Annotated in this window: 11 protein-coding genes; 8 read left to right on the top strand and 3 right to left on the bottom strand. The window is 66.1% G+C overall.

Going from position 1 to position 12,173, the window contains the following annotated elements; all coding sequences use genetic code 11:
• Positions 1–12: 12 nt before the first annotated feature.
• Positions 13–1,818 carry a long-chain fatty acid--CoA ligase gene (locus CH249_RS13085; RefSeq protein WP_032394403.1) on the bottom strand — a complete coding sequence of 602 codons (1,806 nt, stop codon included), beginning with the start codon at positions 1,816–1,818 and terminating at the stop codon, positions 13–15.
• Between the two features lie 304 nt (positions 1,819–2,122).
• On the opposite strand from CH249_RS13085, the gene CH249_RS13090 reads away from it, so the two are divergent.
• The 6 genes from CH249_RS13090 (at position 2,123) to CH249_RS13115 (ending at position 6,809) form a co-directional block, all read left to right on the top strand.
• Positions 2,123–2,515 (top strand): polyketide cyclase / dehydrase and lipid transport, encoded by a 393-nt coding sequence (locus tag CH249_RS13090; protein WP_094682323.1) that lies wholly within the window; start codon positions 2,123–2,125, stop codon positions 2,513–2,515.
• A 151-nt stretch (positions 2,516–2,666) separates the two neighbouring features.
• Positions 2,667–3,101: an SRPBCC family protein gene (locus tag CH249_RS13095; RefSeq protein ID WP_032394401.1), complete on the top strand. Its 435-nt coding sequence runs from the start codon at positions 2,667–2,669 to the stop codon at positions 3,099–3,101.
• A gap of 29 nt (positions 3,102–3,130) precedes the next feature.
• The gene (locus CH249_RS13100; RefSeq protein ID WP_094698936.1) at positions 3,131–4,357 is read left to right on the top strand and encodes an ArsA family ATPase; all 1,227 of its coding nucleotides are present in this window, start codon (positions 3,131–3,133) and stop codon (positions 4,355–4,357) included.
• Between the two features lie 40 nt (positions 4,358–4,397).
• Positions 4,398–4,871, top strand: a complete 474-nt coding sequence (locus CH249_RS13105) for a hypothetical protein (RefSeq protein ID WP_094631673.1) — start codon at positions 4,398–4,400, stop codon at positions 4,869–4,871.
• 55 nt (positions 4,872–4,926) lie between these two features.
• On the top strand, positions 4,927–5,901 hold the full coding sequence (locus tag CH249_RS13110) for an ROK family protein (protein WP_094682291.1): 975 nt from the start codon (positions 4,927–4,929) through the stop codon (positions 5,899–5,901).
• A gap of 179 nt (positions 5,902–6,080) precedes the next feature.
• Positions 6,081–6,809 (top strand): 1-acyl-sn-glycerol-3-phosphate acyltransferase, encoded by a 729-nt coding sequence (locus tag CH249_RS13115; RefSeq protein ID WP_032394397.1) that lies wholly within the window; start codon positions 6,081–6,083, stop codon positions 6,807–6,809.
• A gap of 21 nt (positions 6,810–6,830) precedes the next feature.
• On the opposite strand, the gene CH249_RS13120 is transcribed toward CH249_RS13115, so the two are convergent.
• On the bottom strand, positions 6,831–8,123 hold the full coding sequence (locus CH249_RS13120; protein WP_094682292.1) for a glycosyltransferase 87 family protein: 1,293 nt from the start codon (positions 8,121–8,123) through the stop codon (positions 6,831–6,833).
• A gap of 79 nt (positions 8,124–8,202) precedes the next feature.
• Between CH249_RS13120 and CH249_RS13125 the strand changes: the two genes are divergently transcribed.
• Together CH249_RS13125 and CH249_RS13130 are read left to right on the top strand one after the other, a co-directional pair.
• Entirely contained in the window at positions 8,203–8,694 is a 492-nt protein-coding gene (locus tag CH249_RS13125; protein ID WP_032394707.1) for a polyadenylate-specific 3'-exoribonuclease AS, read from the top strand.
• 45 nt (positions 8,695–8,739) lie between these two features.
• Positions 8,740–10,125, top strand: coding sequence for a class II 3-deoxy-7-phosphoheptulonate synthase (locus tag CH249_RS13130; protein ID WP_032394396.1), 1,386 nt, complete (start codon positions 8,740–8,742; stop codon positions 10,123–10,125).
• Here CH249_RS13130 and pknB read toward each other — a convergent pair whose 3' ends face one another.
• Positions 10,126–12,108: a Stk1 family PASTA domain-containing Ser/Thr kinase gene (gene pknB, locus CH249_RS13135; RefSeq protein ID WP_094682293.1), complete on the bottom strand. Its 1,983-nt coding sequence runs from the start codon at positions 12,106–12,108 to the stop codon at positions 10,126–10,128.
• Positions 12,109–12,173: the final 65 nt, after the last annotated feature.

The raw sequence follows: 12,173 nt of genomic DNA on the forward strand, positions 1-12,173 counted from the left end.
GATGCGGTGCACCTACCGGGCGTAGATCGATTCGATCTCGTCGGCGTAGGCGGCGGTGATGACGTTGCGCTTGAGCTTCATGGTGGGAGTCAGCTCACCGCTCTCCTCCGAGAAGTCGTGGGGGAGGAGTCGATACTTCTTGATCGACTCTGCATGCGAGACGGACTTGTTCGCGTCGGCAACGGCGGCGTCGATCTCCGCGACGAGTTCGGGGTCGGTCTGCAGATCGGCTGCGGTGGCGTCGGCGGCCTTGCCGTGGGAGGACTTCCAGCGATCGAACGCATCCGGGTCGAGGGTGATGAGCGCACCGATGAAGGGCTTCTGATCGCCTACGACGACGGCCTGGCTGATCAGCGCACCCGCCCGCAGTTGGTCCTCCAGTCCGGCCGGTGAGACGTTTTTGCCTCCGGCGGTGACGATCAGTTCCTTCTTGCGACCCGAGATCGTGATGTACCCGTCTTCGTCGACCGAACCGAGGTCTCCGGTGCGGAACCAGCCGTCGTCCAGCGACTCGGCGGTCGCGACCTCGTTGCGCCAGTAGCCGTCGAACACGACCGGTCCGCGGAGTTGGATCTCGCCGTCCTCGGCGATGCGTACGGTGTTGCCGGGCAGTGGACGCCCGACGCTGCCGACGCGTTGGAAGCCGATGGTGTTGACCGCGAACGCCGCGGTGGTTTCGGTCAGGCCGTAGCCTTCGTAGATCGTCACGCCGATGCCCCGGTAGAAGTGGCCGAGACGGGAACCGAGAGGCGCTCCGCCGGAGATCGCGAGTTCGCACTTACCGCCGAGCGCTGCCCGCAGTTTGCCGTAGACCAACTTGTCGAACACGGTGTGCTTGGCGCGCAACACGATTCCCGGTCCACCGGTGTCCTGCGCCTCACTCCACGCCACTGCGCATTCGGTGGCGAGGTCGAAGATCTTGCCTTTGCCATCGGCGTGCGCCTTCTGTTTGGCGGTGTTGAAGACCTTCTCGAACACTCGAGGCACCGAGAGGATGAAGTCCGGTTGAAACGTGCCGAACGTCGCGACGAGGTTCGGGATGTCGTTGGTGTGGCCGAGCGTGACTCCGGCATCGAACGACGCGATGCTCACTGCGCGGGCGAGGACATGCGCGAGCGGCAGGAACATCAGGGTGCTGCGGCCCTGCCTCATCAGTGATTTCAGCGAGGTCTCGCGAATGCCGAGTGATTCGGCGAGCAGATTGGCATGGGTCAGTTGGACGCCCTTGGGACGACCGGTGGTTCCGGAGGTGTAGATCAATGTGGCCGGGTCGGACGAGGCGAGTGTCGAAACACGTTGATGTACCTGGTCTTCGGTGATCTCGGATCCGCCGTCGGTCAGGGCCTGTACGGCGTCGGACCCGGCGGAGTTCTCGATCACGAACGTCTGCCGCACCGACGGCGCAGCTGCCACAACGGTTTTCGTTTCCTGTACGTGTGCGTCGTTCTCGAGTATCAGCAGGACGGGCTCGGCGTCTTCGAGGATCCATTCGACCTGCCCGGCGGAGGAGGTCTCGTAGATCGGCACCGTGACACCGCCTGCGGCCCAGATCGCGTAGTCGAGAACCGACCACTCGAATCGCGTCGACGACATCAGGGCGACGCGATCGCCCTGCTCGATGCCGGCGGCGATGAGGCCCTGTGCCACTCCGACCACCAGTTGTTCGAACTCGGCGGCGGTGACGTCGAGCCACTGCCCATCGACCTGGCGGCGGAAGACTGTCGCGTCCGGTGAGTTACGGGCGCGGACGAAGACGGTGTCGACAGCCGAGTCGGTGTCCGCGATGTCGTATTTTGCGGCGACGGTGAACTCGCGCACGGGATTACCTCCGGATAGAACGGGGAGAACGAAAGTCGATAGCTCGGCTTCACAGATACTCTAGACCCGGGCTCGCGGCATCGAAATGCGCCCGGAGTGGAGCCCGCAGGAACGACCCGGAAAGAGGCGAGTGGAGCCCGCAGGAACGACCCGGAAAGAGGCGAGTGGAGCCCGCAGGAACATCCCGAGAACAGGGGAGTGGAGCCCGCAGGAACGACCCGGAAAGAGGGGAGTGGAGCCTGCAGGAACGACCAGGGAAGAGGGGACGCGCACGGCCGGGGAACCGATGTGTGAAGCTCTGTCGATGAGCAGTATTCAAGTTGCGGATCAGACGTTCGTGGCCGCCTCGGGCGAGCGGGTTGCGCATGCGTTCGCGTCGCCCGCTCGGTGGCGTCGATGGTGGCCGGATCTGAACCTGACCGTCACCGAGGACCGGGGCGAGAAGGGGATCCGCTGGGCGGTGCACGGTGGTGTGGTCGGAACGATGGAACTGTGGCTCGAGCCTGCGCTCGACGGTGTGATCGTGCATTACTTCCTGCATGCCGAACCTGCCGCAGGCACCGACGTCGCGGCGCACCAGCATGCCCGTCGGGTGGCCGGTCGCGCGATGACGTTCGAGCTCAAACGAGAGCTCGAGGCCGGTCGGTCTGCAGGTGAGGCACCCCACCACGTAGCGTCGACTTCGGCTCGTGAATGAACCGCGCGGTACGGTCGGCCGGTTCGCGTTGTGCGGCGGCGGATCGATCGTGTGAGATAGGCCTGCGCGAGTTCGACGGCACCGAAGCGAACCGAGCTGATCGAAGTACCCGAGCTGATCGAAGTACCCGAGAGGAAGCGGACCAGTAGTCATGGCGGAGAAAACCCAGAGGTCGATCGTCGTCGAAGCCCCACCGAGTCGGGTCATGGACGTCATCGCCGATTTCGACGCGTACCCCACGTGGGTGTCGGCCGCGAAATCCGTCGAGGTCCTCGAGGTCGACGAGGACGGCCGTGGCAAGCGCGTCAAGTTCGTGCTCGATGCGGGAATGGTCAAGGACACCTACGAACTCGAGTACGACTGGGCGGCAGACGGCAGTTCGGTCTCGTGGAATCTCGTGTCCGGTGAGATGCAGAAGTCTCAGAACGGCTCGTACACGTTGAAGGAGACCGGCGGCGGCACCGACGTGACGTACGAGCTCACCGTCGATCTGAACATTCCGATGATCGGTCTGTTCAAGCGCAAAGCAGAAAAGGTCATCACCGACACCGCGCTCAAGGAATTGAAGAAGCGGGTCGAAGGCTGACCGACGCTCGCACCGAAGCCCGCACCACGGTGTTGCTGTTCCTCGGCAAAGGTGGCGCGGGTAAGACGACGTTGGCGGCTGCGTCGGGTCTGCGACTGGCTCAGGCCGGTGAACGGGTGCTGATCGCCTCCGTCGACCAGGCGCACTCGCTCGCCGACGCATTCGCGGGGGACGCAGAGGCCGAGGATTCGTCCGGTGTTCGTTCGATCGCTCCTGGTCTCGACATCGTCGAGATCGATACGTTGGCGTTGCTCGAAGCGCGGTACCGGGGGCTGGGCTCGCTGATGGCCGTGGCGTCCGCGGGACACGAGCACGGGGTGAGTTTCGGGGCGATCGAACCGGAGGAGCTACTCGGTCTTCCGGGAGTCGAAGAGCTGCTCGGCATGCACGAGATCGTCCGTCTCGCCGACGAGAATCGCTGGGACACAGTGATAGTCGATCTTCCCGCATCCGCGGATGCCCTGCGGACGCTGCAGCTGCCCGATACCGTCGCCGCGTACGTCGAGCGGACCTGGCCCCTGCATGCTCGGATGGTCTCGGGCACCGGCTCCGATGTACGTCTGACCCTCGTGGTGGCGATGATCGAGCGAATCCTCGCTCAGGTCGGCTCCGTCCGGTCCCTGATCACCGACTCCGCTCGTACCGGGGCGACCGTCGTCGTCACCGCCGAACAGCTGTCGGTCGTCGACGCGGAAAGAACACTGTCGGCGGCTGCTCTGCTCGGCATCAGAATCGATCGTGTTCTGGTCAACAGAATCCTGCCGAAGCTCACCGCGTCGTCGATCGGTCTCGTGGGCGCTCACCCGGCGGTGTTCTGGTTCGAGAGGTGGCGGGCGGCGCAGCTCGACGCGGTCGCCGAGCTGCGTCGACGCGTCGGTACGGTACCGATCGTGGAGGTGGAGCACGCTCCCGGTGAACCGGTAGGGTTGGGGCCCTTGCAAGATGTGGCCGATCGCCTCGAACCGGACTCCCTCGAACGGCGCGCGCCGGGCTGGGGTGAGCAGCCTTCGGTGGTGCTCGAGTCGGGTACCGGACTCGAATCCGTGTACGCGATGAGAATGCTGCTGCCGGTGGCGGATTCGACGACCTTGGGCTTGGGGCGAGTGGAGGACGACTTGATAGTCAGTGCCGACGGGAGGCGACGGCGCATCACATTGGCGTCGGTGCTGCGTCGGTGCATCGCCGACTCCGCCGAACTCGAAGGACCGTTCCTCGTTGTGCGTTTTCGCCCGAACCCCGACGTGTGGCCACTGTGACTTCGACGACCTCTACGACCCCGACGGCCGGGGTGATTCGATGACCTCGGACCATTCCGAGCTGGGGGCGGACCTGCTGGCCCTGGCGGACACCGTGCTGACGCGACTCGAGCCGATCCTGCGCCGGGTCGCCGAGACGCAGCAGGATCGTGACCAACAGGGATGCAGTTGGTGCCCGGTCTGCGCGCTCGCGGCCCTGGTGCGCGGTGAGCGCCACGATCTGGTCGAGCTCGTGGCCTCCGAGAGCGCCGTGGTGATCGCGCTGTTGCGTCGGTTGCTCGCAGATCACACGACCTCCGGGGCTCCACATTCTGCGACGCAGGCACCCACCGAGTCGCCGTCACCCGAGGCCGCGGCCGAATCCGGACCCGGCAGTGCCGGCATCCCCTCGGACCCGGCAGAGGTCGCGGACGTGTCGATCGACACGAAACTGCAGGATGCCCGCCCCGCGTCGTTCGTTCCGATTACCGTTCGAGTGAAGAATTCGCAGTCGGACGAGCGGGAGCGTCCGTGAGCGGAGCGACTCGGGTGCAGGCCGCGTGGGGGACGGCCGAGGAAGGCATGAACGAATGAAGCGGCACCACCAGCGATTGACGGTCGGCATCGACGTGGGCGGGACGAGCCTGCGCGCGTCCGTCGTCGACGAGGACGGTCAGGTACTCGACTCGACTGCCGCTCCTACCCCGCACACTGCTCGCGCCCTCGAACGCGGTCTCGACCGCGCCGTGCAGGAACTGGCCGGGCGACACGACATCGCGGCCGTAGGGCTCGCCGTCGCCGGGTTCATCGACTCCGATCGCACGACGGTTCTCTTCGCCCCGCATCTGCCGTGGGTGAACACCCCCGTGGCGACGGAGATGAGCATGCGCATCGATCTGCCGGTCCTGCTCGAGCACGACGCCAATTCTGCGGCTTGGGCCGAGTATCGCTTCGGTGCCGCGTCCGGTGGTCGCAACGTGGTGATGGTGGCCATCGGTACCGGCATCGGTGCTGCGCTGCTGATCGACGGCAGGATCTATCGGGGCAGCCACGGGGTGGCACCGGAACTCGGTCACATCCAGGTCGTGCCGGACGGCCGGGCATGCCCCTGCGGCAAGCGCGGCTGCTGGGAGCGGTACTGCAGCGGCACCGCTCTGGTGGACACGGCAGTCGAGTTACTGGCGGCGGACCCGGCGTCGTCGACAACCCTGGCACGCGAGGTGTTCCTCGACCCGGGGTCTCTGACCGGCCGCCGCATCGCCGGCGCTGCGCACGAGGGCGACTCCATCGCCCGCCGCACGATGGAAGACTTCGCGCAATGGCTCGGCGTCGGGCTCTCGATGGTCAGCGACGTGTACGACCCCGATCTGATCGTGTTGGCCGGTGGAGTGGCGACGTCGTCGAGTCAGTTCCTGGCCCGCGCGACCGACAAGTACGCCGAGCTGGTGACCGGTGCGGGGCATCGGCCTCTCGCGCGGATTCGCAGTACGCAACTCGGTGAGGCAGCGGGCATGATCGGGGCCGCGGAGTTGGCCCGTGCGCAGTTCGTCACCGGGGTTCGGTGACTGTTCTTCGCCCGCTTCCTGTGACCTCTGTCCCGGGTTCGGAGATGATGTGGCTGGTGTCATAAACCGTGGGTACAGTTCACTACGCGGCACGGTTCGAGGAGGCACGGCCGCAGTCGATTCGCTCCAGGGCGAGGCGGCACCAAACGATTTCCCGACCATCTTCAGGGAGCATGTCAATGTGGTACTGGCTGGTTAAGTACATTTTCGTCGGCCCCCTTCTCATCGCCCTGGGTCGGCCCACGATCGAGGGTGCGGAGAACATCCCGACGGAGGGTCCGGTCATTCTGGCCAGCAACCACAAGGCCGTTCTCGATTCCTTCTATCTCCCACTCAAGACGCCCAGGCGCATCACCTTCCTCGCCAAGAGCGAGTACTTCACCGGACCGGGTCTCAAGGGTGCGTTCCAGAAGTGGTTCTTCACCGCGGTCGGTCAGGTGCCGATCGATCGCACCGGAGCCGACGCGGCACAGGACGCTCTCAACGCAGGTGTGCGCGTGATCGAAGCAGGCAAGGTTCTGGGTATCTACCCCGAGGGCACGCGTTCGCCCGACGCGCGGCTGTACAAGGGCAAGACCGGGATGGCGCGTCTGGCACTGCAGACCGGGGTCCAGGTGATCCCGGTTGCGATGATCGGTACCGAGAAGATGAACCCGATCGGTTCGCGAGTGTGGCGTCCGGCGAAGGTCACCATCCGAATCGGAAAGCCCATCGACTTCTCTCGCTTCGAAGGCATGGCCGGCAACCGTTTCGTCGAGCGTGCCGTCACCGACGAGGTGATGTACGACCTGATGTTGCTCTCCGGTCAGGAGTACGTGGACGTGTACGCCGCGTCTCTGAAGAAGGCTGCACCCGCGGCGGAGTCGGCTCCGACCGCGCAGCGTATTCCGGATTCCAAGGCAAGCTGAAGCTGCCGGCTCGCTCCGCGATCAGGGTGCGGGACGGGTGTCGGCCTTCGTATCGGTTCGGTCGGTCCTTCCGATCGCAGCAAGCGCGACGATCGACGCGAGAGCCCACCACACGTAGCCCGAGGCCGCGAACTGATCCACGAGCGGCCAGCCGAGGCCGCTCCATCGGCCCTCGCCGAGCTTCCAGTGCGGCGGGTAGAGAATCAACGCCAGCCCGACGGCCACCAGGGTCGCCAGCAGCGCACTGCGGCGGCGATAACCGAGAACGGCGAGCACAACGGTGAACGGGATGGCCCACACCCAGTGGTGTGACCACGAGACCGGCGACACCAGCAGACCGAACATGGCGTTGATCGTCAGCGCCAGCGCAGTCTCGCCTGCGGCAAAAGCTTTCCGCATCGCCACCGCCGCGATGGCGAGCACCACCACCGACAACGCGAGCCAGAGGATCGATCGGGGCACTTCGTCCAACCCGAGCCGTGCGAGCACTCCTGTGATCGACTGGTTGGGTGGGTAGGCCGGGCCGCCGATTCGGTCGGAATCGACGATCGTCTCGGTCCAGTACCTCACCGAGTCGGACCACGTGAGCGCGAAACCGATCGCGGTGAAGACCGCAAAACTCAGCACCGACACCACCGCTGCTCGAAAGTCCTTGCGCAACAGGAAGAACAGTACGAACACCGCGGGCGTGAGTTTGACGGCGGCCACGAGACCGATCAGCACACCTCGGGGCCACGGCGTCTTCTTCGGTAGGCAGTCCAGTGCAACGAACGCCATCAGCACGATGTTGATCTGCCCGTAGTTCAGCGTCGAGGTGACCGGCTCCAGTACGAGCACGGCCACCGCGAACGCGGCACCGGCAGACCACCACATCAGTGCGCGAGGGCGTACCCCGAGCGAGGTGAGAGTGACCACGATCGTCACCAGTAGCAAGAGCATGGACAGCACGGTGACCGCGATCGAGGCGGCGTACAGCGACACCGACGACAGTAAGCTGAAGATCGCCGCGGCGATCGGGGGATAGGTGAACGGCAGCGTGGTACCGGTCGCGATCGGAGGCAGTTGACCGTAGAGATCCCCGCCCTCGGCGAACACCTGACCGCCGAGTCGATACACGTCCAGATCCAGTCGGTAGTGCTCACCGATCGGACGCAGACCCGGGAAGCCGTTGAGATGGAACAGCACGCCCACGACGGCACCGATCAGCACGAGGACCCTGCTCGACGCCACCGCCCAACTCGGCCACCGGCGTCGCGTCGGCGCGGCAGGCTCCGGTGCTTCGGCGACCGGACGGTTGGTGTCGGGCGAGGTCACAACGTTCCCTTTCAGGGCTGTTCGGATCGTGGCTACCGGTACGTGGGGGGCGTGTCCAGGACGCGCTAGGGTGAGCCGCGTGCGCTACTTCTACGACACAGAGTTCATCGAGGATGGTCGCACAATCGAGTTGGTCTCGATCGGTGTGGTGTCGGAGGACGGTCGCGAGTTCTATGCGGTGTCCTCCGAGTTCGACCCCGAGCGCGCCGGCCGCTGGGTTCGACGCAACGTGCTTCCCAAGTTGCCACCGTACTCGTCGCCGCTGTGGATGAGCCGGTCGCGAATCCGGGACGAACTGCTCGAATTTCTAGTTCCGCACTACGGTGCCGAGGTCGAACTGTGGGCGTGGGTTGCGGCGTACGACCATGTGGCGCTCTGCCAGCTGTGGGGCTCGATGACCGAGTTGCCGCGTTCGCTGCCGCGGTTCACTCGTGAGCTGCGCCAGCACTGGGAGGATCGCGGCAGTCCCGAGCTGCCGTCGGTGCCGGACGACGCTCATGACGCCCTCGCCGACGCGCGGCACAATCTGGCGAAGTTCCAGGCGATCGAGGAGCACTCCTACCGCGGGTGAACACCCGTTGTCCTGCGGCTTCGGCGGTGCGAATATCCTGTAGCGGTGAACTGGACTGTCGACGTACCCATCGATCGCTTGCCCGACCTGCCGCCGTTGTCGCCGACGCTGCGCTCTCGATTGGACGATGCGTTGGCCAAGCCGGCTGCGCAGCAGCCGCAGTGGGATCCCGAGCATGCTGCCGACATGCGCAAGGTGCTCGAGAGCGTTCCTCCGATCACCGTCGCCGGTGAGGTGGAGGCGTTGTCGGACAAGCTCGCTGCCGTCGCTCGCGGTGAGGCGTTCCTGCTCCAGGGAGGCGACTGCGCCGAGACGTTCGTCGACAACACCGAGCCGCACATCAAGGGCAACATCCGCACGCTGCTGCAGATGGCGGTGGTGCTCACCTACGGCGCGAGCATGCCGGTGGTCAAGGTCGCCCGTATCGCGGGGCAGTACGCCAAGCCGCGTTCGTCGAACATCGACGCTCTCGGTCTGCAGTCGTACCGCGGCGACATGATCAACTCGCTCGTCGCCGACGAGAGCGTCCGCGGCCACGATCCGTCGCGACTGGTGCGCGCGTACGCCAATGCGAGCGCGGCGATGAATCTGGTCCGCGCGCTCACCGGTGCTGGCATGGCCGACCTGCACAAGGTGCACGACTGGAACCGCGAGTTCGTCGCGCAGTCGCCCGCCGGTGCGCGCTACGAGGCGCTCGCGGGGGAGATCGACCGCGGACTGCGGTTCATGGATGCCTGCGGCGTCTCGGACCCCAATCTGCACACCGCGCAGATCTTCGCCAGCCACGAAGCGCTCGTTCTCGATTACGAGCGTGCGATGCTGCGCCTGGACAACACCGACGATCACCCCAAGCTGTACGACCTGTCCGCGCACTTCCTGTGGATCGGCGACCGCACCCGCCAGCTCGACGGGGCGCATATCGCGCTGGCCGAGCTGATCTCCAACCCGATCGGTCTCAAGATCGGGCCCACGACCACGCCCGAGATGGCCGTCGAGTACGTCGAGCGTCTCGACCCCACCAACAAGCCGGGCCGTCTGACGCTGATCTCACGCATGGGCAACGGCAAGGTGCGCGACATCCTGCCCGCGATCATCGAGAAGGTTCAGGCCACCGGCCACCAGGTCATCTGGCAGTGCGACCCGATGCACGGCAACACCCACGAGGCGTCGACCGGCTACAAGACGCGGCACTTCGACCGCATCGTCGACGAGGTGCAGGGGTTCTTCGAGGTCCACAACGGCCTCGGAACGCATCCGGGCGGAATTCACGTCGAACTGACCGGCGACAACGTCACCGAGTGCCTCGGCGGTGCCCAGGACATCTCGGATCTCGACCTCGCCGGTCGGTACGAGACGGCCTGCGACCCGCGGCTGAACACGCAGCAGAGCATCGAACTGGCATTCCTCGTCGCCGAGATGCTTCGCGACTGATCAGGGCAGCGAGACGACCTTGACCTCGGAGCCCGGTTCCACGCGAGAACCGGCTCCGGGGCTCTGGCTGATGACCAGAGATCCGTCGGTGTCCACCACCTGACGGACGTCGATGGGCAGGCCCAATGTTTCGAGGGTGGTCCGGGCCGAGCCCACCGACCGGCCGAGCAGCGACGGCACGGTGACGGCATTGGACACCTCGAGCACCGCGGTCGACCCGGATCTCACCGTCTCGCCGGCTTCCGGCGTCGTCCCGATCGCCTTTCCGCCGTCGGTGTCCTCGTCGAAGGTCTCTCGAACCTCGCCGACGGTGATGCCGACCGATTCCAGCGTCGTTAGGGCCTGGTCCACGCTCTGCCCACGTACGTCGGGTACCTCGACCGGCGGCGCGCCTTTGCTGCGTAGGACCGTGACCGAGCTGCCGGTGGTCAGGACCGTGCCCGGCGGTGGGTCCAGTGCCGCGACTCCGCCGATCGGTGCGGACGTACTGAAGGCCTCGCCGCCGTCGACGGGTGTGAAAGTCCGGTCTCGCAATTGCTGTTCCATGTCTTCGACGGATGCGTCCGCGTCGATGGATGGAACCGTGGGGCTACCCAAGGACACCAGGAGAAACACTGTGTCGCCCTTGGCAATTCGCGATCCGCCGGTGGGGTCGGTGCCGATGAGAAGATCGGTGTCCACCGAGTCGGAGTAGGTTCCGCGCACCGCGGCTTCGAGGCCGGCCGCCTCCACGGCGCTGGTGGCACCGGTGGTGTCGAGCCCGTCCACCATCGGGACAGCTGTGTATCGACCGGAGCCCATCCACCAACCGCCGAATCCGACCAAGACGGCGAGCAGGGCGACGACGAGGAGCCAGATGACGATCGCGCGGCGCGATCGTTGGCGATCGGCGTCGAAGTCGGGGAACTCGTAGTGCCGTCGGCCGGTCGGGGGTGGCCCTGGCGGCGGCCCGTCGAACGGTTCCTGGCTGTCATCGACGCCTCGGGACGTGGGCGAGGTGACCACCCGGGTGTGCTGCACCCCGTGTTGCTGGGGCGGGGGCGGAGAATTGTCCACGACCTGGGTGTGAGCGGACGGCGGACGGTTGCCTGCCACCGTCGTCGGTGCTCCGGCCGCGGCCGAGCTCAGGTGCTCGGCCGAGCGTTTGGGTGCGGGCACGCGATACTCGGGCAGTGCGAGCGCCGACGCGGCAGCGCGCAGGGCACGGGCCATGTCGTCGGCATTGCGGTACCGGTGCTCCGGGTCGCGGACGGTGGCCCGTTGGACCACCTCGTCGAACTGCGGGGGAACGCCGGCGATGAGGGTGGAGGGGCGCGGTACGTCGTTGTCGATGCGCTGGTAGGCGATGGACAGTGAGGTGTCGCCGGTGAACGGTGTGCGTCCGGTCAGAAGCTCGAACAACACGACACCGACGCCGTACACGTCGCTGCTCGCGGACGCGGAGCCGGTGGTGACCTGCTCGGGAGACAGGTACGCGGCGGTGCCCAGAATCACACTGCTCGACGTCACGGTGGAGGCAGCGATGGCCCGGACGAGACCGAAGTCGGCGATCTTCACGTCGCCGTCGTCGCTGATCAGGATGTTCTCGGGTTTGATGTCGCGGTGCACGAGGCCGGCTCGGTGGGCGACGGCGAGTGCGTCGAGGACCGGGCGAACGACGGCCGCTGCAGCGTGCGGGGGCATCGGACCGCGCTCGCGCAGCAGTTCACGCAGAGTTCCGCCCTCGACGAGTTCCATGACGAGGAAGGCGTGTTCGCCGTCGCGCCCATGGTCGTAGACGGCAACGAGGCCCGGGTGGCTGAGCCTGGCCACGGCCCGTGCCTCGAACTCGAAGCGCTGCACGAACTGGGGGTCCTCGGCGAACTTCGGGTCCATGATCTTCACCGCCACTGGGCGGTCGAGCCTGGTGTCGAGTCCGCGGTAGACCGTCGACATACCGCCGCGCGCGATCGGTGCGTCTATTCGGTATCGACGATCGAGCATCGAACCCGGTATCACCGAACCTCCCCTCGTCGTCCACTCGTCTTCCGGCTCGGTCGCCGGACACT

Origin of the sequence: Rhodococcus sp. 05-2255-3B1, from assembly GCF_002258545.1 — a bacterium.
In the GTDB taxonomy this organism is placed as follows: domain Bacteria; phylum Actinomycetota; class Actinomycetes; order Mycobacteriales; family Mycobacteriaceae; genus Rhodococcoides.

What these genes read in the sequence shown, in the direction of transcription:
- CH249_RS13090 (WP_094682323.1), top strand. Translation starts at nt 2,123, where the DNA reads ATGAGCAGTATTCAAGTTGCGGATCAGACGTTCGTGGCCGCCTCGGGC.
- CH249_RS13095 (WP_032394401.1), top strand. Translation starts at nt 2,667, where the DNA reads ATGGCGGAGAAAACCCAGAGGTCGATCGTCGTCGAAGCCCCACCGAGT.
- CH249_RS13105 (WP_094631673.1), top strand. Translation starts at nt 4,398, where the DNA reads ATGACCTCGGACCATTCCGAGCTGGGGGCGGACCTGCTGGCCCTGGCG.
- CH249_RS13110 (WP_094682291.1), top strand. Translation starts at nt 4,927, where the DNA reads ATGAAGCGGCACCACCAGCGATTGACGGTCGGCATCGACGTGGGCGGG.
- CH249_RS13115 (WP_032394397.1), top strand. Translation starts at nt 6,081, where the DNA reads ATGTGGTACTGGCTGGTTAAGTACATTTTCGTCGGCCCCCTTCTCATC.
- pknB (WP_094682293.1), bottom strand. Translation starts at nt 12,108, where the DNA reads ATGCTCGATCGTCGATACCGAATAGACGCACCGATCGCGCGCGGCGGT.